Below are 26,897 nucleotides of genomic sequence, written 5' to 3'. Positions count from 1 at the left end.
ACGCCAGCCTCTTCACAAAAATGGATTCTATAAGATTGGACTTGACTTCAAGTGATTACAAAATTTATCGCCAAATCTCAGAAAGTTCAATGGATGGTTTTGTTTGTACGTTATCACAATCAAGAGAATTCGGATAAATAGGTTGGACTTCCCTCAGAAATTCTCTATCATTCCGATAAAATGTTACTTCCATAATCGACGGAATCAACACTCCGTTGAATAAATATGGTTTTAATATGTTATTCGGGTGGAGATGAACTACAGAATGGGTTTGGAGAATTTTGTGGAAAGTAGCTTCCATCAAATCAAATGAAAAATGGCTAAACATTTGCTTTAGATCGTGGAACTCAATAATCATAATTCGAAATCTGTTTAGCATTTGTGAGCTTGTGTCCAGGAGGACACGCCATTCTGCACCCTCGATGTCCATCTGAAGAATAAGATCATCATCAGAAATTAAACTTCCAATTTGGTCAAGTCTAATATTCACTTCGTCATCAACAACACCAAGATATTTCTTGATAAAATGAAACTTACTGTTGTTCACTGGAGGCCCATCGACCGACGCATCCGCCATATACACATCGATACCTCGATCTGCCATCGCGTTGTCAAAACCTACCTCAGTGGACACTCCAGGAGAGACGCACGCGGATATTCCGTCCAGGTCGTCGGGAACAAGGTACCCACCATCCCCTTTAGGGCCAAGGCGAATGAGGGGGGCAACCGTGCTAATCGGACGCAAAGACCGGATAAGGCGCAATACTCGATCTCTGGGAGTCGCCCGCTCGATCCAAAATCGGTGACCAGCAGCCCGTTCGGCAATATTTTTTATTCTGGCTTTCATTATCATCTTTGCTTTCCGATAGCGTATCTACAACGCGCTGCAATTGCATGGGCTCGAGTGACATCGCTGGCCAAAAGTATCACTACAACTGGCCTCCTCTTCCCTCTGTATATGAGCAGTCCCAATGCCGGCCCGGGTTGTGAGATAGAGCAGCGGGCGTATTCATGCCGCGCCCTCACAGAATTCGACATCGGTAGGTTTTGCCCCCCCCAACGCTCGCATTGTGGACAAGATGAAATCATTGCGCCAAGACCCAATCCTTATCTCACGTTCTTTTGTTGCCGCAGTTCCCCGATCTGCCTTGGCAATTTTACCTAGCTCATTTGCAGCCGCGTTGCAGTCGCCAAAATCGACCGAAACGACTGGAGCGCCAAACTTCATCGCCGCCATGTGGATCAAGGAGCCACGGCGCACGATCGCCGGTACGCCGAATTGGACTGCGCGGCCAAAAGTTCCCGACGCCTGGTCATATCTTGGATCGTAGCAAGCCCACACCGCGTCGGCGACGCCATATAGACTTTCCCATTCTGAATCCTTAAGGCGCCGATCAAGATGAATTCCCCCGATCGACCTAAATCGAGAAGTCAGCGCTTGCTCGGAGCCCGCAACTCCAGCGCTTACGAAACATATCTGTCTGGCGAGATCCGGATTGGCCTCAAGACTATCAACCATGAAGGCAAAGCCCTTGTGCACGGACACGGCGCCAAGCCAACAGACAATTGGCCGACCACCACCAGCCAATTGACGGACTTCAGATGCGACTGGCGTGTCGCCGGGTTGTCTTAGGGTATGGCCGTCATGCATGTCCCACCATTGTGGATCATGAAGCCCGATACGGACGACTCTAGCATATTCCGGCGCCAGGCAGAGAGGAACGATACTTGCGACAGATATCCCTGGCGCATGCCTCAGAGCAATAAATATACCTCTCTTGAAGAATTTTTTTGCCGTGAGCGTTCCGAAGCAGGATTGCGGACCCAAAAACAATGCCACGGTCGGCCGTCCGAGAACCGCCCGTTTGACAGATATTGAGATAAAAGATCCCAAATCGTCATCAACTGTCGCGAATAAAAGCCGATCAGCTGCTACCAACCGCTCCTTCAACAACTTCGACATCGGCTCCATGACAGGTGACAGGCCCAAGATTGGCCCCAACAGGTCCACATAAGACTGCCTATGCCCAGAATTCGATTTGACGTATATAATTCCCATGTTCCAACGATGCGAGGTTTCTACGCAACCAGGATCTAGATTGGACGATCCGCGATGCTTAGCTCTCAATCCTTCCGAAAGTAAGGCCTTTGATACTCACCCGAGCGCAGACCATTCCAAATGAAAGGCTGCCACACTCATTTGCTCTCAAACGAGAGAATCGGTCCCTGTTTTATGCCGGCGACTTACTGCCACGTAGGAGAAATTGTCTTACCTTTCGCGCCGGCTTCGCAACCAGCGCGTAGTCGAGGAACCCTGACCCAAGCCAACGGCGTCGAGAGCGCAGCGCTTCCAAATTGTGTCCAATGTGGGAACGCAAGCTCCTGGTGCTTGCGCCTCCCACCATCATGTCAACAAGGACCTGATCCATCGTCGCGACCCTAAAGCCGTGAAGCTCGACGGCCCGCAGCATCCAGTCGTAGTCCGAGGAGACTTTGAGGGCCAGATCGAACGATCCGACCTTTTCGGCAACGGCACGCCGAACATAAAAGGTCGGGTGGGCAGGCATCCAACCGGAACGGAAACCATTGCGAGGTCTTGGTTCTGCCCGCCAGCGACGAACCACCCGCTTGCTGTCGTGGTTGTCGACAAAATCGAGATGGCCATGGACGATATCGGCGTCAGCGAGCGTCGCGCTGATCTTGCCAAGCACGGACCGGTCGTGAAATGCATCGTCCGCGTTGAGAGCCCCGATTGCTTCGCCCGTGCAAAGCGCAAGCCCCTTGTTCAGCGCGTCATACATGCCGCGGTCTGGCTCGCTGATGATCTGTAGCCCTTGCCCGGCATAGGAACGAACGATCGCGAGCGTTTCGTCGGTCGAGGCTCCGTCGACAACGACCAGTTCCTTGTCCTGATGATTTTGGGCAAAAAAACTGTCCAGCGTGTGCCTGATCGTTGCCGCTGAATTCCAGCAGACCGTCAATACCGAGATTTTCATGTTGAAGCGGCCTAGCGTCGCTTACTGTACCGCAACGCGAATGCGATCCTCATCCAGGCGCCGGTGTTCGGATTCCCGTCTTACCGTTTCGAGGTCGGACTGGATCATCTCCTGGACCATCGTGGGGAGCGACGTTGTCGCCTTCCACCCGAGAACGCGCTCCGCTTTCGAAGGATCGCCGATCAGAAGCTCAACTTCCGTCGGCCTGAAATAGCGCGGATCGACCTCAATCAGGACAGCGCCTGATTTTGCATCGAAGCCTTTTTCGTCAATGCCGGAACCGACCCACTCGATCTCGATCCCAACCTCGCTGAATGCAAGCTCGACAAAGCGGCGGACGGAGTTCTTCACTCCGGTTGCAAGGACGTAGTCGTCGGGCATTTCATGCTGAAGAATTCTCCACATGCCTTCGACATAGTCGCGGGCATGCCCCCAATCCCGTTCAGCCGACAGATTGCCGAGGTAGAGCTTGTCCTGAAGACCGAGGCTGATTGCAGCCGCCGCGCGCGTGATCTTGCGGGTGACAAACGTCTCGCCGCGCATCGGGCTCTCGTGATTGAACAGAATGCCGTTGGACGCATGGATATCGTAGGCTTCGCGGTAATTCACGGTGATCCAGTAGGCATAGATCTTTGCCGCCGCATAAGGCGAGCGAGGATAGAAAGGCGTCGTCTCCCGCTGCGGAATCTCCTGCACCTTGCCGTAGAGCTCGGAAGTCGACGCCTGATAAAAGCGCGTCTTTTTTGTCAGGCCAAGCAGCCGGATGGCTTCGAGGAGACGCAATGTGCCGATCGCGTCGGCATTCGCGGTATATTCCGCGGTCTCGAAGCTCACCTGGACATGCGATTGTGCGGCGAGATTGTAGATCTCGTCGGGCTGCACTTCCTGGACGATGCGGATGAGGTTGGTGGCGTCGGTCATGTCGCCATAATGCAGCGACAGCCTCACGTCCTTCTCATGCGGATCCTGGTAGAGATTATCGATGCGACCGGTGTTGAACGACGAGGAACGCCGCTTGATGCCGTGGACGTCATAGCCCTTTGCCAGAAGAAGTTCCGCCAGATAGGCGCCATCCTGACCGGTGATGCCGGTAATCAATGCGGTTTTTCGGCTCATTTCGTTCCCTTCGGCAGTTTTAGAAACACAACCATATTCTCCATCGAACGGCGGCATTCGACCCTGGAGCAGACTAATTCAACTCGGCTATTATCGGGACCCAAACCCGCTTAGCATCGTCTTTAGGGTCCTCAGCACAATAACGATATCGAGCCATGGCGAGAAATTCTTGATGTAATAGAAATCATAGTGCAGCTTCTCGATCTCGTCGTCGTCGTCCGACACATATCCCTGATTCACCTGAGCCCACCCGGAAATTCCTGGACGAACGATATTTCGGTAGCGATAGAACGGCAGCGCCATCGAATAATGCGAAGACAACACCGTCGCTTCGGGGCGGGGCCCAATCCAGCTCATTTCCGAGCGAACGATATTTATCAACTGCGGCAGTTCGTCAATTCGGCTCCTGCGAAGGAAGCGGCCGAGGCGGGTAATCCTGCTATCGCCCGGCTTCGTCACTGCAAGACTGCGAACGTTCGCCGCCTCAGGCACGCTGACGGTCATCGTTCGGAACTTATAGACTGTAAATGATTTCCCGCCGTAGCCTAGGCGTTCCTGGCGAAATATGGCGGGCCCAGGAGATTCCAGCCTGATCATCAGCGCAACCAACAACAAGAACGGCGCCAGCACAATCAGGGCCAACATGGCGCAAACCCAGTCGATCACCTGCTTGATCTTGATATAGGCCTGGTTGGGGTTAAGCGACCCCAGCGTGTTTTCGGACAAATGCTCGATTTCGACGCGACCCGTCAGAGATTCACTGATCTGCTTGACGTGATAGACAGGGATGCCTGCGAGGGCCTGATCGGCTATGTAGCGCTCCCAATCATCGGATAGCTCGGCACGAAGGTCGGCCACGACGCCACTCACGCGGTCAATGACCGTCTCGGGTGAGCGGAGCCAATGCCAATTCACGCCGCTAATCTCTTCAAGACGACTGACAGCCCCGCCTGGAACCACGGCGAGACTGTACGGGTCCAGGCGCCGGCTCAGGACGCTCAAACCGAAATACCAGCAGATTGACAGCGTCAAACTGCCGGCTGCCTGGAACGCGCTATAGTCAATTCGGAACAGGAAAATTCCCAAATATACAAGTCCGTAGGACAGCGCAAAGGTGGGCATGATATAGCCGGCAGCCGCGACGCCGGGTAAATTGATTATTCGTCGAAAGAAAAAGAAACCTACAGTATGCGCGACGATGCCTGCGAAAATCGTAATCTGAATGTTTGAATAGTATAATATATCAGTATTTATCAGCATTCTAACTAGCGCAGGCGTTAGAATCGCAAAAGCCAATCCACCAAGAAGCTGAAACCTAATCCGATGCAGCAGGTGCCGCTGGGTTTGCGGCTTTATGATGGGAGCATTCAATTCAACCACTCACTGGCAGATCGGTAAATAATTCGACCATTCTCAATTTTCGGAGATCGATAATTCTTCGATCCGACAAAAAGGATTTCAAATCAAAATTCATCGACCGGTCAACCGAATACCGACGGAGCCGGTGCAGCAGCCCTCGGTTGCCCATCTGTTTTCGCCTGCTTCGGTCAAAGGCACAATCTCCAACAATGGCTACCGCACTCCCGGGTGAAACCCGGGAGCTGACTTTGCAACAGTCTACACCGCATGACCGAGCGACAATTGCGGTTATGCGATCGCGACGAGTTCCCTTGAATCCATGTCAATAGGGATCTCGCCATTCATGATGGCAACCAGAACCCGGGCTCTTCCAGCTGGATCGAGCCGATCAAGGCGGCCGATCATCTCCGCGAAAGGACCTGAAAGAATCCGAACCGCTGCGCCCGCAGCGAGGCCTCCGCTGAAATCAAGCAGGCCGTCCCTGCCAGTCAGAGCTATGAACCGCTCCACCAACCCCAAGGGGACTGGCAATGGCCGTTCGCCCTGCATGATGAGTGAGCGCACAGCGAACGTTCCATTGACCGAGCGCCACCGCTGCAGCGCGACATCGAGGGAGATGAACATATACCCTGGAAAATAGGCCGCCGGTCGCGTCTCGATGCGCCGGGCATGACGTGTGGTCTTCTCGCAGCGAGGCGTAAACGGGTGAAACCCCTGCACCCGGAGATGCCGTTCGGCGACGTCTTCTTTTCCCGGAAATACGCTGGCGGCATACCAGCGTGCTGCGGTGCCGGTTGCGGGCCGTTGCAACGATACAGTCGCCTTAACAGTTATTTTTTCCGGGCTAATCACACGTCTCGCTCTCGGCGGTTTTCGGCATGGCTGACGGCAAGGGTTATGAAAGCGTGAAGATACCAGGAAGCAACCATCTCGCGAGAATCAAGCTTGGTCGAAAAAATCCTGTTAATTGTCCACCAACTTTGGCTGCACCTAAAAGTCATCGAGCCGCTTTCTTTTTTAGCTATCCAGCAGCGGTATCGAGCAATTGCGTCGATATGTAGCTGCTTGGTTACGCTGACTCGCGACGAACCGCGGGCTCTTCTGGTCCTTAATCGGTCGATTTGAACATAGTGTGACGGTTATCGTTAGCAAAGCGTTACCGACCACTTGGCGGCGGCCTGCTTTGACGAGAACTCGCGGCCAGGCCGTCGCGAAACAGGACCACGCAATCACAGGCCTGTGGTTGCGTGGACTCGATCAGTGCCGCGCCCGATCTATCGACCAGAGTTCAGGAGCGTTTGAGCAGCGACCAGACGGCTGGCACTAGGCTCGCCGCCAGGGCGACCTTGATCAGGTCGCCGACGATGAAGGGCACAACACCGAACTGCCATGACTTTTCCGGGCCGATGAGCAGTGCCAGCCAGGCAAAGCCCATCGCCATCATGACGATTTCGGCAACCAGAATCGCGTTGAAGAGCTTGACCGGATGGCGATCCCAACCGCGATCGGCAGCCCAGCCGACGATCGCGGCCATGACCACGAAGCCGGCAAGATAACCGCCGGTCGAGCCGAGCATGTAGGCGATGCCTATGCCCTTTTCCGGCGTGCCCTGGAAGACCGGGAAGCCCATGGCGCCCTCCGCCATGTAAAGAAGCAGCGTGGCGACGCCGAGGCGCATGCCGAATGCTGCGGCGATCAGGAAGACGGCTAAGGTTTGCATCGAGATGTCGACCGGTCCGAGCAAAACCCTCGTCTTGGCCGACAAGGTCAGCACCAGCGTTCCAACGATCGCAAGCAAAAGCTGCGTCATTAGCCGGGTCACGCCCTTTTCAGGCAAAGCGAGAGAAACAAGCGGACGCGTCGTCGTTGCAATTGCCATGATCTTCTCCGTTCCAGATGACCGCATTGCGGCTTTGCGTTTTCCTATATTGGCTTCCGTGCTATGCGGCAATCGGTTTTGCCGTCCCCCAATAAAGGTCACGACATTTGCCATGGCGCTGAAATTCGACACAGACTTCGACCCGTCCTACGGCCACAGCGTGACCGTAGCGCCCGACGTGCTTCGGATTACCGCCAAAAACCCCAGCCCGTTCACCTTTCACGGCACCAACAGCTACATCGTCGGGCGAAACACGATGGCGGTGATCGATCCGGGGCCGGATGACGACGCGCATCTCAAGGCATTGCTCGAAATTATCGCAGACAGGCCGGTCAGCCACATTTTTGTCAGCCACACGCATCGCGACCATTCTCCGCTGGCAGCGCGGCTGAAGCAGCACACCGGCGCAATTGTCCTGGCCGAAGGTCCGCATCGCCCGGCGAGGCCGCTGCGCATTGGTGAGATCAATCCGCTCGACGCCAGCGCCGACACCGCCTTTAATCCGGATATCGCGTTTCCCGACGACACGGTCGTCAACGGCGACGGCTGGGCGATCAGAACGGTGCTGACGCCAGGTCATGCCGCCAATCACGCAGCCTTTGCGCTGGAAGGAACCGGCATCCTGTTCTCGGCCGATCACGTCATGGCCTGGGCGACCACCATCGTCGCCCCGCCGGACGGCGCCATGGCCGACTATATGGCCTCGCTGGATCGGCTGATCGAGCGCGACGATCGCCTGCTGCTGCCCGGTCATGGCGGGCCGGTGACCGCACCGCGCAGTTTCATGCACGAGTTGAAGACGCATCGCAGGATGCGCGAACAAGCGATCCTCGAACGGATCAGAAGCGGCGACCGGACGATCAAGGACATGGTCAAGGCTATCTATCGCGATACAGATCCGCGCCTTCATGGCGCTGCCGGATTGTCCGTGCTTGCCCATCTGGAGGACCTGGTGGCGCGCGGCCTGGTGACCACCGACGGCGACCCGGCGATCGACGGCATTTTCATCCCCATCGCTTGATGGATGTCGCCCAAAGTGCACCGCGGTTTTGGGACAACGACATGCATAGAAACAAAGGCCTAAAAGCACGTCGCGTGAATCACGCGACGTGCTTTAGCCGCTACTCGGCCGGGGTCGTGCCGACCTGGCCGGCAACTTCCTGATCCAGTTCGGCGAGGAAATCCACGATGCGGGCCGCATTGTCGCCAAGGTCGTAGCGGCCGTATCGGGACGCCGAACGCATGTCGACGATGATCGCATCGCCATCGTCGGCCACACGGATGGCGACATCGGCGGGAAGGCTGAGGATGAAGCTCTTGGCCAGGGCGTCGATCGTCACCTCGCTTTGCCCGATCGCACGGGGAAACGGCGCCGTAAGCTGCCAATCCCGCCGATCGAGCACGGTTTCGACTGCTTCCAGGACGCGATCGAACGGCAGATTGTAGCTGCGTCCGGTGACAAGCGGATAGGTCTCGGTCTGCAGGCGCGACTCGCCCGGGGTCGATGGCGAAAGCGCGTTCATATCCCCGGTCCGGGTGCTGGTGTCGAGCATCGGCGGATCGTCGAAATCCGTCGAGATGTCCCTGAGCGGCGGGTAAGTCGCTGCCCAGTAGGCGGCAATGCCAAAAGGAGCAAGCACCAGCAGCGCCAGCAACGTACCGACGGTGAGATCGCGACCGCCACGGTCGCCGAAATTCCACAGTCTCGAAAAGGCAAATCCGGCGAACAACAAGGCAAAAGCAGCAAGCAACGCGACAATGCCGAGCACCCAGAGGAAAGCCGGCGTTTCAACAAGGCCATATCGATGGCCGATGAGAACGGTCAAAAGCAGGACCGCCGAGAAAGCGCCTGCCCGCTGCGACCAGCCGGCCGCCTTCGACGTCTGTCGCTCGGGAGTTTCCATTATCCGCACTGCCCCAACCCGAACGGGCGTTTAGAGCCCCTTAGCGGCGGCTTGAAGGCGAAAGACGTCATCTCCGTCAATCCGTCGGCAGGCGATAGTCCTTGAATTGCTGGCGCAAGGTGGTCTTCTGGATCTTGCCTGTGGCGGTGTGGGGAATTTCGCCGACGAAGGCGACGTCGTCCGGCATCCACCACTTCGCCACCTTGCCGTTCATGAAAGCGAGAATATCCGTCTTGGTCGGCTCCCGGCCCGGCTTGCGGACGACGACAAGCAAGGGCCGTTCGCCCCATTTCGAATGTTGGATGCCGATGGCGGCCGCCTCCGCCACATCCGGATGACCGACTGCGAGATTCTCGAGCTCGATCGTCGAAATCCATTCGCCGCCCGATTTGATGACGTCCTTGGCGCGATCGGTGACCTGCATATAGCCGCCCGGGTCGATATGGGCGACATCACCGGTATCGAACCAGCCTTCTTGATCGAACTGTTCGGATCCAACGCCGCCATAATAGGCGCGCGCGACTGCCGGTCCGCGGACCTTCAAGCGTCCGAATGTCTTGCCGTCCCATGGCTGTTCCTTATTGTCGTCGTCCGTCACCTTCATTTCGACACCGAACGGCGGATAGCCCTGCTTGCTCTGGACATCGAGCCGAGCTTCGCCCTCGAGCCCGGCACGGTCCGGCTTGAGGGTGCACAGGGTGCCGAGCGGCGACATCTCGGTCATGCCCCAGGCATGGATGACCTCAACATCGTAATTGTCCTGGAACTTCGTCGTGAGCGCACGCGGGCAGGACGAGCCGCCGATGACGACCCTCTTCAGATAAGGAAGTTTCTTGCCGGTCTCCTCCAGATGTTGGAGCAGCATCATCCACACTGTCGGCACGGCGGCGCTGAACGTCACCTTTTCGGTGTCGAGCAACTCATAGATCGAGGAACCGTCCATCTTGCAGCCAGGCATGACCAGTTTGGCGCCGATCATCGGACCGCTCTGGCCAAGGCCCCAGGCGTTGGCGTGGAACATCGGCACGACCGGCAGTATGGTATCGCGCGACGAGAGGCCCATGGCGTCGGGCATGGCGGCGATCATCGCGTGCAGCACGTTCGAGCGATGGCTGTAGAGGACGCCTTTCGGATCGCCTGTCGTGCCCGAGGTGTAGCACATGCCGGCGGCGGTGTTTTCATCGAATTTCTTCCAGGCGAAGGCGCCATCGGCTTCGTCAAGCCACTCTTCATAGGCAACGACGTTCGGCAGCGCCGTTTGCGGCATGTGCGCCTTGTCGGTCAGCACGATCACCTTTCTCAGCGATTTGACCGCGCCGGCGATCTTCTCAAGCAGCGGCACGAATGTCAGATCGACGAAGATCGCCTTGTCTTCGGCATTGTTCATGATCCAGACGATCTGCTCGGGAAACAGGCGCGGATTGAGCGTGTGATAGATCGCGCCGACTCCCATGATGCCGTACCAGGCCTCGATATGGCGCGCCGTATTCCAGGCCAATGTGGCGATGCGGTCGCCAAGCCCAAAACCGTCTCGCTCGAGCCGCTGGGCGGCTTTCAAGGCGCGGCGCTGAATTTCGGCGTAAGTGGTCCGGACGATCGGGCCTTCGATAGAACGCGACACGACCTCACGTTCGCCGTGCTGCCTGGCTGCGTTGTCGATGAGCTTGTGGCAAAGCAGCGGCCATTCCTGCATCAGTCCGAGCATTTTTTCCTCCCATTGGTTTTTCGTTCCATTGTGGGGCGAACCAGCTGATTGTCCAGCCATGACCGGGCAGAAGCGATGCATTGATCGAAAAGACAGGAAAACCGCCACAATCCGGCCATCCTCGGGGTTAACTTTGATTAATGGGCAAGGGTGCGATTGGCGAATGAAAGAGGTTCGCATGGACGCGCAGCTCGACGACGAGACTCTCGAAAATACGCTCGCCGAAAGCCTGGCTGATTTGGTGCCGGACACTAAGACCGTTTCCGAAGACGAATTTGTCGAAGTTGTCGGCGGCGCCCTTGAGGCGGTCGGCGGCACGCTGCTGTTCAAGATGTGCGTTCAGAACGAAGGCGAAGGCCAGCACGTTGCCGCGGCATGCGTCGGCGATGGCGGCAACCGCCAGTTCCTTCTGCTCACCTTGCCGACCGGCGGCGGTGCGCTGAAGGTCGAGACCGCATCGAGAAGCAGCAATCCGGTCGCCGGTATCGCCGCCGCTTATGCCGAGCTGATGGATGCGTTTCAGGCCGCCGCCTGATCGTTTCCAGACCGGTTTAACGGGAGACCAGGCCGAAACCTGAGCCGCACGGCTGGCTGTGCGTCATTCCTAGAGGGCGACCTTGCGCAATTCGCTCGCTCGCCACACTTATTTCGGGGCGCATGCCAGACAAGGAGAATCCCGCCAATGGACCAGATCGCAAACCCCGCACCGGGCTTTCAACGCAATCCCGGCAAGGTCATCACCGTCGAGCCCTATCGCGGCACCGTCACGGTGCGCAGCGGCGAAACGGTCGTCGCCTCGTCCACTAAAGCAAAGGTACTGACCGAGTCCCCCTATCCTTCAGTCTTTTACATTCCGTTTGCGGACATCGATTTCGACCAGCTTCGCAAGACGGAGTTCTCGACTCATTGCCCTTACAAGGGCGCTGCGAGTTATTGGAGCGTGCTGCCTGCCGCCGAAGCAGGCAAGGATGCGATGTGGGCGTATGAGCGGCCTTTCGACGAGATGGTCGAAATCCGCGATCACGGCGCGTTCTATCCCAACAAGGTGACGATCGAAGCCAAACCAGCCTGAGCGGGGACGGCTCGAGACCTGTCCTGCCGATCAGTCGGGGCCACCGCTGCCGAGGTCGAGCCGCACGAAGGTCAGCCTCCTGTCCTTCAGCGCCAGAAGATCGTATTGCCGCCATTAAGATTCGCGCAGGTTCGCACAAAGCCCGTGCAGTCAATCACATGACAATTGGCGCTCCATCGAAGTTCAACGATTCTATCAATGGCGTATCGCTAATTGATTAGGCGCTAATATGGGCCGTCGAGTAGGCAGGGATCGGGGGCTACCGAATCAGACGAGGATATTCGCATGGCCACAATGCATTTCACCTGGGGCGCGTCAGCGGCCCAGGCCAAGGCCGCTGGTTTCAACCTGGTTGATCTCCAATACGCATCATCGGTCAACGCATTGCCGGATGGCTCGAAGGCCCTGATCTGGCTCGGCGAGAGCAATGGGGTAACCCAGTCCTTTATCGACAAGGTAACGCCTCTCATCGGCAATCCGAAGGTTCTTGGATTTTTCCTGACTGATGAGCCTGATCCCACCGGCAGATACCATACCCAAGTGAGCGCTGCCAACCTGAAGGCGGAATCCGACTGGATCCATTCCCATTTTCCGGGCGCCAAGACTTTCATCACCCTGATGGACATGGGATCGTTCGCAGATTCGGACTATTCCAATACCTACAATCCTGCCAACACCGGCATCGATTATTATGGAATAAACCCTTATCCGGTGCGCACGACTGCGGTGGACTTCAACTACATTGATAGAGCCGTGGCTGCGGCGTTGGAAGCAGGCATCCCGCAGAGCGCGATCATTCCGGTCTATCAGGCGTTTGGCGGCGGCGGCTGGGCGACCAATACGGGCGGATCGTATGTCATGCCCACGACGTCTCAGATGCAGACCATGATGGACCACTGGGAAAGGCTGGTTCCCAATCCCGCCTTTGACATGGCTTATAAATGGGCCTCGCAGAACGGCGAAACCTCGCTTGGCAACACTCCGTCAATGCAATCCTTTTTCCTGCAGCACAACACGAGCACCACGACCCCGCCTCCGACCACCCCGCCTCCGACCACCCCGCCCCCAGACGGGGATATTCTCTACGGCACCAGCGGCGCCGATGTACTTAAGGCAACCGGTGCCCACACGATGATCGGCTATGGCGGCAACGACGATTACTATGTCGACAATGTCGGCGACAAGGTGGTCGAGTCCTCTGGCCAAGGTCAAGACAGGGTGTGGACCTCTGTGAGCTATGCGCTCTCGGCTGGCTTGTCGATTGAAGTCCTTGGCACCACGAATGAGTCCGCCACCACGGCAATCAACCTGACCGGCAACGCGTTCGCGCAAACCATCCAGGGCAATGCCGGCGCCAACGTGATCAATGGCGGTGGTGGCGCCGACACGATGACCGGCTATGGCGGCAACGACGCCTACTATGTCGACCATGCCGGCGACAGGGTGTTCGAGGCGGCGGGTGGCGGCACCGACCGGGTGTTCGCATTGGTGAGTTATGCCCTTGCGGCCGGCTCGCAGGTCGAGTCACTGGTCACCAACAACCCATCCGCCACGACAGCAATCAACCTCACCGGCAACGAGTTTGCTCAGACCATCGGGGGCAATGCTGCTGCCAATATTATCAACGGCGGCGGCGGTGCCGATGCGATGTTCGGCTACGGCGGCAACGACACCTACTATGTCGACAATGTCGGCGACCGGGTGTACGAGGCGGTCGGCGGTGGCACCGACACGGTGCTTGCCTCGGTGAGCCATGCCCTATCAGCCAATTCGCAGATTGAGCTTCTGGCCACCACCAACCCGTCCGCCACGATGGCAATCAACCTTTCCGGCAACGAGTTCGCCCAGACCATCCAGGGCAATGCCGGCGCCAATGTCATCAATAGCGGCCGTGGTGCCGACATCTTGACCGGCAACGGTGGCAATGATGCTTTCGTTTTCAATACCTCTCTTGGAAGCGGAAATATCGACAGGGTCACCGACTTCAACCAATCCCAGGACAAGATCCACATCGACAACGCCATCTTTGCCGGGCTGAGCGCGGGCGCGCTCACATCCGCCGCTTTCTTTGCGGGTGCGGCTGCGCATGATAGCTCCGACCATATCATCTACAACAGTTCAACTGGAGCGCTCTCCTTCGACAGCGACGGCATCGGCGGCGCAGCTCAAACACAGTTCGCCACCCTTTCTCCAGGTCTCTCGATTACGGCAGGTGCTTTCTTTGTGACCTGAAGGAGCTAGCGGAAAACGAGAGCGCGCCAGCGCGCCACGGTCGCCAACAGAAACAGGTGGACAAAAACTGCATCTGAAGCCTGTCTCTTTGGCGAGCGCGGATATTCTGGCGCGGACCGTTGCGGCACCGGCGAGTGCCAACGGAAATGCGCCTCCAGAGACCATGCCCCCGAGAAGGTACGCGTCAGCGAAAATCCGAATCGGTTTTTCGCTACGCTGCGATTCGGTTCGAGGGAATCATGCGCAAAGACCAGGTGCCGGAGCATCGTTTGCGTCCCAATTAAACGGAGCGCGGCGCTAACGTCTTCGCAACCTGCACCGCCGCCTGAGCGGCAGCCAGCCTGGCGATCGGCACGCGGTAGGGCGAGCACGACACATAGTCGAGGCCGACCTTTTCGCAGAAATGGATCGATGCCGGATCGCCGCCATGTTCGCCACAGATGCCGAGCTTGATCTCCGGCCGTGTCGCTCTGCCCTTTTCCGCCGCCATCCGTACCAGTTCGCCGACGCCCTCGATGTCGAGCGACACGAACGGATCCTGCTCGATGATGCCCTTCTGACGATAGGTCTCCAGAAACGAGGCCGCATCGTCGCGCGAGATGCCGAAGGTCGTCTGGGTCAGATCGTTGGTGCCGAAAGAGAAGAATTCGGCCGCCTCGGCGATGACATGGGCGCGGATCGCCGCGCGCGGCAATTCGATCATCGTGCCGGTAAGATAGGTGATCTTGACGCCGGTTTCCTCCATCACGCTCTTGGCGACGGCATCGATCCGCGCCTTGACATAATCGAGCTCCTTCACCAGGCCGACCAGCGGCACCATGATTTCCGGAACCACCAGCGCGCCGGCCTTCCTGCCGGCCTCGACGGCGGCCTCGAAAATGGCGCGCGCCTGCATCTCGGCGATTTCGGGATAGGAAACCGCAAGCCGACAACCACGATGGCCAAGCATCGGATTGAATTCGTGCAGAGCCTCGGTGCGCTGCCGGAGCTTGTCGGGCGACACGTTCATGGCGGCGGCGACTTCGGCCACCTCTTCCTCGGTCTTGGGCAGGAATTCGTGTAGCGGCGGATCGAGCAGCCGGATCGTCACCGGCAGGCCGGCCATGATCTCGAACAGTTCGAGGAAATCCGAGCGCTGCATGGGCAAGAGTTTTGCGAGCGCCATCCGCCTGCCCTTTTCAGTGTCGGCCAGGATCATCTCGCGCATGGCAACGATACGGTCGCCGTCGAAGAACATGTGCTCGGTGCGGCAAAGCCCGATGCCTTCGGCGCCGAAGGAACGCGCCATGCGCGCGTCGAGCGGCGTTTCGGCATTGGTGCGCACCTTCATGCGACGCACGGCGTCGGCCCATTCCATGATGGCGGCGAAATCGCCTGAAAGCTCCGGCTGCAGCATCGGCACGGCGCCTTTCAGCACCTGGCCGTTGCCGCCGTCGATGGTGATGATATCGCCCTTGCGCAACGTCGACCCCATCGCCATCAGCGTGCCGGCTTTGTAGTCGACGCGCAGCGAGCCCGCGCCCGACACGCAAGGCTTGCCCATGCCGCGCGCCACCACCGCGGCGTGGCTGGTCATGCCGCCACGCGTGGTCAGGATACCTTCTGCCGCATGCATGCCGTGGATGTCTTCGGGACTGGTCTCGATGCGCACGAGGATCGCCTTGCGGCCTTGCGTCTTGAGCTCCTCGGCGTCGTTGGAGGAAAAGACGATCTCGCCGGTGGCAGCACCCGGAGAAGCCGGCAGGCCGATGCCGATCACATCGCGCGCGGCCCCCGGATCGATCGTCGGATGCAGCAACTGGTCGAGCGAGGCCGGATCGATGCGGGCGACGGCCTCTTCCTTCGAAATGAGCTTATCCTGCGCCATCTCGACGGCGATCTTGAGCGCGGCCTTGGCGGTACGCTTGCCGGACCTCGTCTGCAGCATCCATAATTTGCCACGCTCGATGGTGAATTCGAGATCCTGCATGTCGCGGTAGTGCTTTTCCAGACGGTCGGAAATGGTGACGAAAGACTGGAACGCATCCGGCATCAGCTTCTGCAGCGACGGCTTGTCGGAGCCGGCGGCAATGCGCGCCGCCTCGGTGATGTTTTGCGGTGTGCGGATGCCGGCAACGACATCCTCGCCCTGCGCATTCACCAGGAACTCGCCATAGAGCATCTTTTCGCCGGTCGACGGATTGCGGGTGAAGGCGACGCCAGTGGCCGAAGTCTCGCCCATGTTGCCGAAGACCATGGCCTGGACGTTGACCGCCGTGCCCCAGCTTTCGGGGATGTCATGCAGGCGCCGATAGGTGATGGCGCGGTTGTTCATCCAGCTCGAAAACACGGCGCCGATCGCGCCCCAGAGCTGCTCGTTCGGATCCTGCGGAAACGGCTTACCGAGCTCCTCCTCGACCTTGGCCTTATAGAGTGCAATCACGCCCTGCCATTCGATGGCGGTCAGTTCGGTGTCGAGCTCATGGCCGAGCCCACCTTTCTGGTCTTCGAGGATTTCCTCGAACACCTCATGGTCGAGGCCCATGACGACATCGGAATACATCTGGATGAAACGCCTATAGCTGTCATAGGCAAAGCGCGCATCGCCTGAATCGGCGGCCAGCGCCTCGACCGTCTCGTCGTTCAGACCGAGATTGAGCACGGTGTCCATCATGCCGGGCATGGAAGCGCGGGCACCGGAACGCACCGACACCAAAAGCAATTTCGAGGGATCGCCGAAACGGCGCCCGGTCAGCCGACCGATATGATCGAGGGCGACCGCGACATCCGCTTCCAGCGAGGCCGGATAGCAGCGCTCATTGGCGTAGTAGGCGTTGCAGACCTCCGTGGTGATGGTGAATCCCGGCGGCACGGGCAGGCCCAGGCTGCACATTTCGGCGAGATTGGCACCCTTGCCGCCCAGGAGGTTCCTGTCGCCGGCACGGCCTTCTGCGGCGCCGTCGCCAAAGGTGTAGACCCATTTGGTCATGCTTGCTCTCCGGTTGCAGGAGATTGAAAAGATTGACGAAGCCGAAGTTTCGCCGTGTCCCTACCCGAGCGATATGATGCTGCAGTGCGAAAGGCAAGGCGTCGGCAAAGCCAGCCGGCTTCTACAATCGATTAAGAAAAAGCCATGCCAAAAAGACTTGCGGCTTATCGGCCACCAAACTAGAACATAAGAGGAACATGAGGTGGCGCCATGAGACTGACCGGAAAACTCGATTATCTGGAAATGCCGGCAACTGGTGGAACGCTGGACAGGCTGAAGGCTTTCTACAGCGCCGCCTTTTCCTGGTCGTTCGCCGACTATGGGCCGACCTATTCGGCCTTTTCGGAAGGTCTTGACGGAGGCTTCCAGGCTGATGCCGGCGAAGCGCCCGCCAAGCCGCTTCCGGTGCTTTATTCCGAGGACCTGGAAAAAATCCTGGGCGCCGTCGAAAATGCCGGCGGCACGATCGTCAAGCCGATCTTTTCGTTCCCTGGTGGCAGGCGGTTCCATTTCGTCGATCCGGCCGGCAACGAAATGGCCGTCTGGGGCGAGTAGACGCCATGGCCTGACAGCAGGGGATAATGTCCGAACTCCTATCTGCGGGAACCGATGGATCAGTTCCGCGCACCGCTATTCTCGGCATTGAGCTTTCCGTCGGCTCGTCCTATAAGGCCGCGCGCAACGGGCATGTTCCCGCTGCTGGGGCGTAGCCAAGTGGTAAGGCATCGGTTTTTGGTACCGACAATCCCAGGTTCGAATCCTGGCGCCCCAGCCATCGCTCACAGGGTCCGTTCCGGACACATGTGCAGCAGCCACTTCGTAATGCCGGCACGCTACGTCGATGCCAACTTGACAGCCTCGTCGCCAATGCCCATCAGGACCATGTCACGACCAAAGCTTGCGATGAACGCAGCAGCGAACAGATGGCTAGGCCCGAACGAATGACAACAATCTGCCAGAGCGCCGGGCTCAAGGGCGCTGTTGGATCTCTGCAACGGAGCTCTAGTCATGCAGGGAATTGAAGAGCTGCTTTGTGCTACCTTACGTGGCGAAAATCCGACTTGGCCGGAATACGGCGACAATAATTTCGCGGCCCGCTTCATCGAGCGAAGTGCTTATCACGGGGTACAGGCGTTACTTCATCACTATATTGCAGATCGCGAACGCGTTGACATGGGTTGGCCGGAAGTTATCCTGGCTACTTGTCGTCAGCAGGCCACTGCTCAAGCATTGTGGGAGATGCGCCACCAGTACATGCTGAAACAAGTACTGGAGCGGCTAGCGGCTATTGGGATCCATCCAATTCTGTTCAAAGGCACGGCCTTAGCCTACAGTGTCTATCCGACGTCTTTCCTTCGTACAAGAGGTGACACGGACCTCCTCGTACCGTCGGACACGCGTGATCGGGTAGCCAAAGCGTTAGAGGCCCTGGGGTTTCGTGAACTGGGAACAAGAGCGGATGTCATCCGCGGCCAGACGAGCTATAGCTGGACAGACCCCGCCTCCAATCAGGAACACGCCCTCGATTTGCATTGGCGGATCACCAATTCCACACTCCTGTCAAATCTGTTCTCGTATGAAGAATTGCGCTCCGTGGCCCGGCCACTGCCGAACTTGAGCGCGAATGCCCTCGCAGCTGATCCAGTGAACGCGCTCGTGCTCGCCTGCATGCATCGAGCGGTCCACAAACACGCTTTGTATTATGTCGATGGCGTGGAATATTATGGCGGCGATCGACTGATCTGGCTTTACGATATTCAGCTTCTGTTTTCGATGCTATCGCCGTCGCAACGCAATGAGTTTGTGAAATTTGCCGAGCGTAAAGGACTGCGGGCGGCCTGCCTGGACGGCATCGAGGCGACCCGAACCCGTTTTCATACCACTATACCCGAAGCCGTGTCTGGCGCGCTTTCCCGTCCTGGGCCGACAGAAACCGCTTCGTGCTATCTTAGCGGATCCAGGGTGAACCGAATATGGATGGACTTCCAGGCCGCGAGAGGCGTACGGAACAAGTCCGGTTTTCTGGCCGAACTCCTCTTCCCGCCCGCAATTCATATGCGGCAAAAATATCGCCAGGCAAACACATCCTGGCTACCTTGGCTCTACTTACGCCGGGCCACGGCCGGGTTTTTAAAGTACTTACACACCCCGAACAGGTGACTGCTATCTGCGGGTATGATCCCGCAAAATCGTAAGAAAATCTACCGCGATTGATGATGCAGCCTGACTATTGGTGCCTGCTCCAGCAGATCATATCGATCTATCTCTTGTGGAACTATGAACAGATTATCGAAAATTAGTGAGACAACCATTCTGCTGAATTTAGCGGCACCTTATCGCCTGGCATTGGCCGCTGGTCTGGTATTAATGCTATGCGAAAGCGCTGCTTTATTGGTTATGCCTTGGCTTGGTGGCAGGCTTGCTGAAACGTTTCTCCAAGAACGCGCAAGCAGCAGCACGATCGATATTCAGGTACTTTTTCTAGGAGCACTGGCGCTGTTCGCGGTTCAGGCTGTTTTAAAATTCAGCAATATATACCTGATTGGTGGGACGACTACACAAATACTGGCGGACTTGAAAATTCGAATTTACGACCACCTTCAGGCCTTACCGCTTGCTTTCTCCCATCGGCGGCGTCACGGCGATACGCTCGCGCTACTCACCCATGATGTGCACGTCGTGAGCGATTACATCAGCGGCACCGCACTTGCTGCCCTGCCGCTCTTTTTCACCGTCAGTGGGGCATTGGCTTTAATGTTCCGAATTGATTCTCTTCTTGCCATGTCCGCTGCAATCATGATTCCTTTGCTCTATCTACTGCTTAAAATTTTCGGACGGCGCATGCGGCCATTGGCGCTCCAACTTCAGGAGGAGCACGCCATTGCCATCGCCATTGCTGAGGAAAACCTCGGCATGCTTCCCGCCATCAAGACCTTCACGCGCGAACAGCAAGAATCGCAGCGTTATCGGAACCAGATCGAGCGCGTCGTCAGCCTGAGCGCCAAGGAGCGCGCTATCCATGCCGCATTGGGGCCGGGGGTTCAGCTTGTAACGGCGACTGCGATCGTTCTTATGCTTTGGTTGGCCCAAGGGCAAATTGGCGATGGGGCTCTCACCGTGCCTCAATTGGTGAGTTTTCTCCTCTACGCCCAAGTCATGGCTCGACCGATGGCCGGGCTCGCCGACGTCTATGGACAGACCCAACGCGCGCGCGGAGCGCTAAGCCGGCTCGCGACAGCCTTGGCCGAAGAACCTGAGCCGAGCTGGCATGCGGGCAAGCAGATGGGTAAAATAAACGGCAACATCGAATTCCGCGGCGTCACGTTCAGGTACCCGGGGCGTGAGCCTGCATTGAGGTGCCTCGATCTATCCGTCGCCGCGGGCGAGACAATAGCAATCATAGGTCCCAACGGCGCAGGAAAGAGCACTGTGGCGCATTTGCTCATGCGATTGCATGAGCCTTCCAAGGGAAGCATCTTCATCGATGGCGTGGATATTTCCACGGTCTCCTTGCATAGCCTGCGCAGCCAGATAGGGGTTGTGCCTCAGCACGTGTTGCTGTTCAACGCCAGCGTCCGCGACAACATCGCATATGGGCGGCCTGAGCCCACCCAGGATGAGATCGAGGCAGCAGCGCGATCGGCCCGCGCGCATGATTTCATCATGCAATTGCCGCAGGGCTACCGGACGCCGATCGGCGATCGGGGCGTGAGGCTGTCCGGAGGGCAACAGCAGCGGTTGGCGTTGGCTCGGGCGCTGTTGAAAGATCCGCCGATTCTAATACTTGATGAAGCCACCGCTATGTTCGACCCGGAGGGGGAGCGCGAGTTCTTGCAGGCATGCGTCGATGTGCTGCGACAGAGGACGGTGCTTTTGATAACCCACCGACCGGCGAGCCTGGCGCTGGCTGATCGGGTGTTCAAGCTGGATGACGGCATCATGACAAGCGCCGAGTAAGTCCAGCCTCACCATCACCCAGTCCGGCTCAACTGAACTCGTGCTTCGGATCCGGCTATCGCGCGCCTGCTGCTAGACATACAAATTTATCCACTCATAGCTCTTCAATCTTGATCAGCCCCTGGCGTTCGAGCGTTTGCAACAAGCTCAATACGTCTTTCTCCAAGGGCGCAGGCTCGACCTCGTACTCGTCGAGCATGGTTCGGCAGATTTCGCCGATGGTTTTTCCTTCGGATAGTAGTATCCAGATACGTGCTCCGACCGTGTCCAGCCCAAAATACGTTCCGCTGGCGAGGTCCAGGATCACTGTTTCATTGCCCACCTGTCGCGCCATCACTTGCGCCGGAATCGCCACTCTGTCAGTCAAATTCATGCCGGTTCACCCACCTTAAACGCGTGTTTCACAATGGCCTGCCTGACCCGCGACAGGTCTTCAAAGCGACGGGGATAATCCAGGCGGTAAAAAATTGGTTGCCCAGCCAGGCTGGACAATTCATCGAAATGGGCGGCAAGCAATTCGTGTGCCTCAATTTCAAGTAAGAAAGAATGCTTCATTAGTTCCATCAGAGCTTCGCGCCCGGTCATACCCTCGAACACCGCTTCCTGCTGAACACCCTCGCCAAGAAAATACACCCGGCGCAAGCGCCGGGGTTGCCCGCAGAAGGCGATCTCATCGCCCGCAAGAAAACGCGCCTTCGATGTGAACTGCACCGGGGGCGCTTTCCGAACACCATCCTTGCCGACCAAGGCTTCCTCACTGTCTCCCCATAAGCGGATCGAAGGATGGCTCGGCATAATCTGAAACCCACCGTCGCAAGGCTCTACCAGCAGCCCATCATCCGTCAGGAAGCGGAACCCGTCGGTTGCAAAGCTTGCCGCCAGCGTGGACTTGCCTCGGCCTGACTCGCCGATAAATGCGATGCCCTCGCCGCTGATTTCGACCGCGCTGCCGTGCAAAACCAGCTTCCCCTGTTTGCTGAGCGCCAAGGGCAAAACCTGATTCAGATAAAGATGCTGAATGGTTGCGCCGGAGACTCCCTGCACCGGCCATGCTTGGATCTGTCCGCCATCTTGACTCAGCTGGAAATCCGCCAGTTCGGGAAAACGCAGCAGGTAGGCTCCCCCGATGCGGTAGAAGTCCGTCCACAAAGTTCCGTCTGGGAAAACCCACTGGTGAAACAAGGTGGCGTCAAGTGGCATTTGCGGGCGAGCGTCCTCGATCTGAAAGTCCACCGTCATTCCGTGTCCTTGCCCAGCACCTGGGCGACAAATCGCGCTGTTTCTTCCACGGAAGGGAACAAGCCGGGGTGTTCGCGCAGCACGGCTTCTTCAACCTGCCTGACGGTCCTTTGACCGTCGCAAAGCCCTAGCACAATCATTCTTGCCTGCCCTCGGCAGTTGGGTCGGGGCACATGCGCGGGATTCCGTTTCATGATCTCGGCCGGCGTCCGCAACTCGCCCTGCCAGGTCGAATGGCTGAATTTCCGCCCTCCGGAAGGGATTTCGATTTCCCACGCGATAACCGAATCCGTCGGGCGCGCCATCACCCTCGCCCTCACCACATCGCCGGATTTTACCTCGACGGCTTCGCCGATGGGCAGGAAAGCCTGAGGGCGCTTGATTGGACGATCGGCAAGCGGCGAGTTCGTCAACCACACCCCTTCGGCCAACTCACAATCGAACCAGCCGCCGAGTCCGTGCACGACGCCATCGCGCTCTATGCGCAACTCCGCATCCCAGGAGAAAAAGTCCGGATTGTCTTCACGAAAATCGATGCTGCCCAGCTCTGCGGGGGCGCCAAGCAATTCTTCCCGCTGAAGATTGACCGCATACTTGGTGTTGACGGCGTATTGGCCCAGCCAATGGAATTCGCTGTGTACGCCCTCTCGCCGCCACCCGTCGGCCAAGCCGTAACTGGTTTCCGATTCCACTGCGGCGAGTTGAAGCCTGAGCCTGGCGGGGATCAATGCCCCCCCCCGGCTTCAGGAAACGCCGCCTGGCGTCCGCGAGATACTCGATGATGCCAGCATCAAAGCCGAAGTAGCCGACTTGATCGCAGATCACCACATCAACCCGTTCGGGCAGGTTGGCCCGCGTTGAGTAGTCCCCCATGAAAATCGCCTGGCCACCCCATCCCGCGCGAACGAAGGATTCCCGTGCGACCTCGATCATGTCGGTTGCGTCGATGGCGTACACACGGGACGCGCCCGCCTGCAAGCACAACAGCCCCAGAATCCCGGTGCCACAACCGAGATCCGTGATGTAATCCCCATGTTTGACGACTTGGGCGACAGCGGACTTGAACTGTTCAAGTCTTACCGAATCGCCGACATACCCCAAGTGTTCCTCCAGCACGGAACTCACGGCATTCCGCCGCACAGCTCGATGAATAGAGGGGTGCCGTATCCGTCCGACCGGCGCGCCAAAGAGAACGTCATCCGCATTGGCACCCACTCGCTTGGAATCGGCCCCTATCTGTTCGACTACAAACCTGAATACCGCGAACAGTGGGGCCTTGGCAGGCAGTTTGGTGTAATGGCCGACGAGGTTGAGCGGTCATGCCGGAAGCCGCAAGCGTTCATCCTGACGGTTACAAGAGGGTGAACTACGCCATCATAGTAAAATTGCCACCATCTACCCCGCTTCCTGGACCGCCCCTAGTTATCGCGCTTACAGAACCGTAGATTTGCAATGTGGGAGTCGAATAGGGCGCCTTGTTTGGCTCGGCAGCTTTGTTTTCAACGGTGAGGTGGGATGGCGTCTGCTGCTCGTTCAGATTGCTTTTCATTTTACTCGGCCTTTACGCTGAATGGAAATCTCTCAGGAAACCGTCAGATGAACTATCTGGACGTTCTCGGTGACTTTTGAGCAAGATGGCACCTTGCCACCAATCGAAAACGGGCGCAACCCTGACGCGCAGCATTCATCGAAAATTGAACCGATGTGACGATCAAGATATCTAACTGTACGCTACATGGCTTCAACGGTACGTTACATGGCATCCATTAACAGTACGTTATATGACCATTAAACAGTCCCTTATATGGCATCAACGATACGTTACATGGCATCCATAAATTCCCCACAAAATCCATTTCGGCCAGCCAGCCCGTGGATTGTCTCGATAAGCCCGGAATAGCCGGGCCATCCCGTCCCGATCAACCCAGGTGCTACGCTCATGGGGGATCGTCTCGGTCAATATGGCTTGCATCCGGTCCAGATGCTCAAGGAGCACGATTGAAAATTCTGCCTTGCTTTTCCGTTCGAGGATCGTCTTCGGCAGTAGATTCTTCAAAGCTTGGACATGGATATATTTGGTTCTATCCCCACGCAGCCGCAGCCGTTCCGGTAGCGAAAACGCATACTGAACGAGCTTGGGATCGTGGAGCGGGTATCGCATTTCGCTCCCGCAATGGGCGCCCAGGCACTCAAGATCCTCCATCACCTGGGCACTGCGAACATCGTATAGAGTCTCAAGTAGCTCCCTCTGGCCGACGCTGCGCACTCGCCTATGGTGTGATGGGAGAATACGCTCGCGACGCAGCCGGATCACTTCCTCCATCCGCGGCGAGAGCCAGTAGCAAGCGTTGATGGACGCGCTCCCGCGCACCCTACGAACCAGGCGGCGGAGACCCTCCTGGAGGGCGATTGGCAGTAGCGGGAAAAACCCCTGCCGTATGAGCCAACTCACCGCCTGCCGCGTGCCGAATGTCGTCGCGTCGGTTTTGACGCAGTCATAGAGCGTACGCAGATGCACTTGCGCCAGTGCCTCTGCGTAATATGCACGGGAGCCTTGCAGCCATTGATCTCCTCCTTGACCGTTCAACGTAACGCGGCTCCCGTGCGCAACGGTTTGCTGCCATAGGCCAGCAAACATTGACGTGTTCGGAAACCCCGGAAACTGCCGGCCGGACCGGGCGCGTTCCGCAAACCATGAAAGAGGCATCCTGGAAGGAGGAGTCTCATGAATCCGGAGCCCTAAATACTCGCCCACGGCCCGCGCGTAGGGGAGCTCGCTGGCCTCGCCTTCCTCCTCCGTGAAGCCAAACGTGTAGCCATTTATGCCGTGCGTGAGCAGTCTGTTCGAGCGGCGCAGGTGTTCCGCCACGCAAAACACCGCGGAGGAGTCGAGTCCGCCGCTCACCTCAATGGCGACCGGCCGATGCGACCGGGACAAACGCCTGACGCGCTCGAACAATAATTCGCGATAATGCTCAATGTATTCTTCGTCCTTGCGAAACGGCAACATCGCCCAAAGATTCGGTTCCCAGTATTGTTCGAGTCGCGGCCCTTGGTTCCCGGCTACCATTCGATGTGCTGCAATCAGGCGCAGGATACCGTTCCATAGAGTCTCATCCCTGGAATACCATTCCCACGCTAGGACTTCGGCCAACATGCCTTCATTGGGTTCCTGCTTCACCCAAGGCAGCGCAAGGATCGCTTGCAACTCTGAGGCGAAGGCCAGTGTTTTGCCGTCCCAATGGTAATTGAAAGGCTTGTTGCCCATGCGGTCGCGGGCGCAAAAGGCCTCTTGTCGCCGCGCATCCCAGATTACCAGTGCGAAATCGCCGTCGATATGCGGCAAACATTCCCGCCCCCAAATCTGGTAGGCTCTCAGCACCAGTTCAGCATCCGAGCGATCTCGAAGTACGGCGCCGCGCCCCAGCAGTTCCCCCCGCAGTTCCTCCCAGTTGTCCACCCGCCCGTCCATGACCAGGACAAGGCTTGCATCCTCATTCGTCAGCGGCTGGGTTTCTTCCAGCGACTCTGGCGTGGTGCGAAGCATGCATTGGCCGAGCCCGATGGAGCCCTTCACCCAATGGTGGATGCCATCCGGGCCCCGGTGCGCCATGGCCGTGGTCATTTTTTCCACTAACCCGGGTTCGACCGGCTTACCGTCAAAATGAATTATCCCGGCGATGCCGCTCATATCATCCCCATGGCATCAACCAAAATTGCGCTTGAATGCGGCAAAGCGCTCGCCAACATCGACCGTGTCGTTAAGAACCTTGCCCCGGTATTCGACCCAAGCATGGGCTTCAAATTTGCCATCAGCCTTCCGCGTGCCGATGCGCAGTTCTCCTTCGATGCCTTGCCGGCGCAGCAAAAACCAAAGCGTCATGGAACGCTTCAGGCAGTTGCCGGAGTATGAACCACGATACGCGGCAATGGATACCAGACGAGCGGTCTCTTGTGCCTGTCCATAAAAATCGGTCTCCCCATCCATTGAGTGAAGCCGGTCGGGGTTGCAAACCGCAACCGGAACGTTTGGAGGCGGCGGTGATTTACGAGGCGTGAGTGATAGGGTTGCACCCCCCCTCACGCTTCGAAGATCGCAAATCCAGATCAGTATAATTCTTGCACGTCGGAAACCAAACATCTGCAAAACCATTGCAGTGAATGGTAACAGCAACATTGCAGCGATCACCGTCCTGCGTTGTGCGGCCGTCAGGGCCAGAAATTTTTTCAATCGATTGGTCACTAGCGCCTGCGTTCGGTTGATAACTGATCTGATCGCTAATTGTAACCGCTTGCGCTCGGGTGACTACCCTCTATCATCACGCCATTTGATTGGCTGACGCATCACCTCCGATAGTGTTGTGCTTCCGGTGTGGTTAACAATCCGTCGCCGGCGCGCGAGGTCCATGTTCGCTATGCTGATGTGCCAGCCTTCTCGATTCGGCAGCGAGGGTTGTTTTCGTCGGCCGG

The 26,897-nt window shown here is 57.7% G+C and carries 24 protein-coding genes, 1 tRNA gene and 1 pseudogene; 9 read left to right on the top strand and 17 right to left on the bottom strand.

Annotation, left to right across the window (positions count from 1 at the left end; all coding sequences use genetic code 11):
- Nucleotides 1–64 precede the first annotated feature (64 nt).
- From RPG13_RS13730 to RPG13_RS13700, 7 genes are all read right to left on the bottom strand, one after another.
- Entirely contained in the window at nucleotides 65–853 is a 789-nt protein-coding gene (locus RPG13_RS13730) for an FkbM family methyltransferase (protein ID WP_337125298.1), read from the bottom strand.
- Nucleotides 854–1,009: 156 nt separating this feature from the next.
- Nucleotides 1,010–1,990: a hypothetical protein gene (locus RPG13_RS13725; protein WP_337125296.1), complete on the bottom strand. Its 981-nt coding sequence runs from the start codon at nucleotides 1,988–1,990 to the stop codon at nucleotides 1,010–1,012.
- A 241-nt stretch (nucleotides 1,991–2,231) separates the two neighbouring features.
- Nucleotides 2,232–2,996: a glycosyltransferase family 2 protein gene (locus RPG13_RS13720; RefSeq protein WP_337125294.1), complete on the bottom strand. Its 765-nt coding sequence runs from the start codon at nucleotides 2,994–2,996 to the stop codon at nucleotides 2,232–2,234.
- A 21-nt stretch (nucleotides 2,997–3,017) separates the two neighbouring features.
- Nucleotides 3,018–4,112, bottom strand: coding sequence for a GDP-mannose 4,6-dehydratase (gmd, locus tag RPG13_RS13715; RefSeq protein ID WP_337125291.1), 1,095 nt, complete (start codon nucleotides 4,110–4,112; stop codon nucleotides 3,018–3,020).
- Nucleotides 4,113–4,202: 90 nt separating this feature from the next.
- Nucleotides 4,203–5,372: a sugar transferase gene (locus RPG13_RS13710; protein WP_337125289.1), complete on the bottom strand. Its 1,170-nt coding sequence runs from the start codon at nucleotides 5,370–5,372 to the stop codon at nucleotides 4,203–4,205.
- Between the two features lie 387 nt (nucleotides 5,373–5,759).
- On the bottom strand, nucleotides 5,760–6,323 hold the full coding sequence (gene nusG, locus RPG13_RS13705; protein WP_337125287.1) for a transcription termination/antitermination protein NusG: 564 nt from the start codon (nucleotides 6,321–6,323) through the stop codon (nucleotides 5,760–5,762).
- A gap of 436 nt (nucleotides 6,324–6,759) precedes the next feature.
- Nucleotides 6,760–7,350, bottom strand: a complete 591-nt coding sequence (locus RPG13_RS13700; protein ID WP_337125285.1) for a biotin transporter BioY — start codon at nucleotides 7,348–7,350, stop codon at nucleotides 6,760–6,762.
- A gap of 112 nt (nucleotides 7,351–7,462) precedes the next feature.
- Here RPG13_RS13700 and RPG13_RS13695 point away from each other — a divergent pair, with 112 nt between their 5' ends.
- A complete protein-coding gene (locus RPG13_RS13695) occupies nucleotides 7,463–8,371 on the top strand; it encodes an MBL fold metallo-hydrolase (protein WP_337125283.1) in 909 nt (302 codons plus the stop codon).
- Nucleotides 8,372–8,471: 100 nt separating this feature from the next.
- Here RPG13_RS13695 and RPG13_RS13690 read toward each other — a convergent pair whose 3' ends face one another.
- Together RPG13_RS13690 and RPG13_RS13685 are read right to left on the bottom strand one after the other, a co-directional pair.
- On the bottom strand, nucleotides 8,472–9,254 hold the full coding sequence (locus RPG13_RS13690; protein ID WP_337125281.1) for a DUF1499 domain-containing protein: 783 nt from the start codon (nucleotides 9,252–9,254) through the stop codon (nucleotides 8,472–8,474).
- Nucleotides 9,255–9,330: 76 nt separating this feature from the next.
- Entirely contained in the window at nucleotides 9,331–10,959 is a 1,629-nt protein-coding gene (locus tag RPG13_RS13685; RefSeq protein ID WP_337125279.1) for a fatty-acid--CoA ligase, read from the bottom strand.
- Between the two features lie 178 nt (nucleotides 10,960–11,137).
- Between RPG13_RS13685 and RPG13_RS13680 the strand changes: the two genes are divergently transcribed.
- From RPG13_RS13680 to RPG13_RS13670, 3 genes are all read left to right on the top strand, one after another.
- A complete protein-coding gene (locus RPG13_RS13680) occupies nucleotides 11,138–11,494 on the top strand; it encodes a hypothetical protein (RefSeq protein ID WP_337127017.1) in 357 nt (118 codons plus the stop codon).
- A gap of 147 nt (nucleotides 11,495–11,641) precedes the next feature.
- Nucleotides 11,642–12,031, top strand: a complete 390-nt coding sequence (locus RPG13_RS13675; RefSeq protein WP_337125278.1) for a DUF427 domain-containing protein — start codon at nucleotides 11,642–11,644, stop codon at nucleotides 12,029–12,031.
- 285 nt (nucleotides 12,032–12,316) lie between these two features.
- Nucleotides 12,317–14,263, top strand: a complete 1,947-nt coding sequence (locus RPG13_RS13670; RefSeq protein WP_337125276.1) for a calcium-binding protein — start codon at nucleotides 12,317–12,319, stop codon at nucleotides 14,261–14,263.
- 280 nt (nucleotides 14,264–14,543) lie between these two features.
- Here RPG13_RS13670 and ppdK read toward each other — a convergent pair whose 3' ends face one another.
- Nucleotides 14,544–17,231 carry a pyruvate, phosphate dikinase gene (ppdK, locus tag RPG13_RS13665; protein ID WP_337125274.1) on the bottom strand — a complete coding sequence of 896 codons (2,688 nt, stop codon included), beginning with the start codon at nucleotides 17,229–17,231 and terminating at the stop codon, nucleotides 14,544–14,546.
- Between the two features lie 210 nt (nucleotides 17,232–17,441).
- Between ppdK and RPG13_RS13660 the strand changes: the two genes are divergently transcribed.
- From RPG13_RS13660 to RPG13_RS13645, 4 genes are all read left to right on the top strand, one after another.
- Nucleotides 17,442–17,786 (top strand): VOC family protein, encoded by a 345-nt coding sequence (locus tag RPG13_RS13660; RefSeq protein ID WP_337125272.1) that lies wholly within the window; start codon nucleotides 17,442–17,444, stop codon nucleotides 17,784–17,786.
- 145 nt (nucleotides 17,787–17,931) lie between these two features.
- Nucleotides 17,932–18,006 (top strand) — tRNA-Gln (locus RPG13_RS13655).
- A 233-nt stretch (nucleotides 18,007–18,239) separates the two neighbouring features.
- Complete coding sequence (locus RPG13_RS13650) at nucleotides 18,240–19,391, top strand: nucleotidyltransferase family protein (protein ID WP_337125270.1); 1,152 nt, start codon at nucleotides 18,240–18,242, stop codon at nucleotides 19,389–19,391.
- A gap of 117 nt (nucleotides 19,392–19,508) precedes the next feature.
- Complete coding sequence (locus tag RPG13_RS13645) at nucleotides 19,509–21,188, top strand: ABC transporter ATP-binding protein (protein ID WP_337125268.1); 1,680 nt, start codon at nucleotides 19,509–19,511, stop codon at nucleotides 21,186–21,188.
- Nucleotides 21,189–21,282: 94 nt separating this feature from the next.
- On the opposite strand, the gene RPG13_RS13640 is transcribed toward RPG13_RS13645, so the two are convergent.
- The 4 genes and pseudogenes from RPG13_RS13640 to RPG13_RS34940 form a co-directional block, all read right to left on the bottom strand.
- Nucleotides 21,283–21,561 (bottom strand): PqqD family protein, encoded by a 279-nt coding sequence (locus RPG13_RS13640; protein WP_292710265.1) that lies wholly within the window; start codon nucleotides 21,559–21,561, stop codon nucleotides 21,283–21,285.
- The gene (locus tag RPG13_RS13635) at nucleotides 21,558–22,427 is read right to left on the bottom strand and encodes a hypothetical protein (protein ID WP_337125265.1); all 870 of its coding nucleotides are present in this window, start codon (nucleotides 22,425–22,427) and stop codon (nucleotides 21,558–21,560) included. The genes RPG13_RS13640 and RPG13_RS13635 overlap by 4 nt, the downstream gene beginning before the upstream one ends.
- A complete protein-coding gene (locus RPG13_RS13630; protein ID WP_337125263.1) occupies nucleotides 22,424–23,155 on the bottom strand; it encodes a hypothetical protein in 732 nt (243 codons plus the stop codon). The genes RPG13_RS13635 and RPG13_RS13630 overlap by 4 nt, the downstream gene beginning before the upstream one ends.
- 16 nt (nucleotides 23,156–23,171) lie before the next feature.
- A pseudogene (locus RPG13_RS34940) lies at nucleotides 23,172–23,543 on the bottom strand (methyltransferase domain-containing protein); the annotation flags it as partial.
- Here RPG13_RS34940 and RPG13_RS13625 point away from each other — a divergent pair.
- Nucleotides 23,460–23,792, top strand: coding sequence for a tail fiber domain-containing protein (locus tag RPG13_RS13625; protein ID WP_337125261.1), 333 nt, complete (start codon nucleotides 23,460–23,462; stop codon nucleotides 23,790–23,792). The pseudogene RPG13_RS34940 and the gene RPG13_RS13625 sit on opposite strands and share 84 nt — an antisense overlap.
- A gap of 1 nt (nucleotide 23,793) precedes the next feature.
- Here RPG13_RS13625 and RPG13_RS34935 read toward each other — a convergent pair whose 3' ends face one another.
- The 3 genes from RPG13_RS34935 to RPG13_RS13615 all read right to left on the bottom strand — a co-directional run bounded on the left by RPG13_RS34935 (nucleotide 23,794) and on the right by RPG13_RS13615 (nucleotide 26,670).
- Complete coding sequence (locus RPG13_RS34935) at nucleotides 23,794–23,976, bottom strand: lasso RiPP family leader peptide-containing protein (RefSeq protein WP_442921337.1); 183 nt, start codon at nucleotides 23,974–23,976, stop codon at nucleotides 23,794–23,796.
- Nucleotides 23,977–24,237: 261 nt separating this feature from the next.
- Nucleotides 24,238–26,118, bottom strand: a complete 1,881-nt coding sequence (gene asnB / locus RPG13_RS13620; RefSeq protein WP_337125259.1) for an asparagine synthase (glutamine-hydrolyzing) — start codon at nucleotides 26,116–26,118, stop codon at nucleotides 24,238–24,240.
- 15 nt (nucleotides 26,119–26,133) lie between these two features.
- Nucleotides 26,134–26,670, bottom strand: a complete 537-nt coding sequence (locus tag RPG13_RS13615) for a lasso peptide biosynthesis B2 protein (RefSeq protein WP_337125257.1) — start codon at nucleotides 26,668–26,670, stop codon at nucleotides 26,134–26,136.
- Between the last annotated feature and the right edge of the window lie 227 nt (nucleotides 26,671–26,897).

This window comes from Mesorhizobium sp. ISC15 (assembly GCF_037162615.1).
Lineage (GTDB): Bacteria > Pseudomonadota > Alphaproteobacteria > Rhizobiales > Rhizobiaceae > Mesorhizobium > Mesorhizobium mediterraneum.
This window is presented reverse-complemented; position numbering and strand designations above follow the sequence as displayed.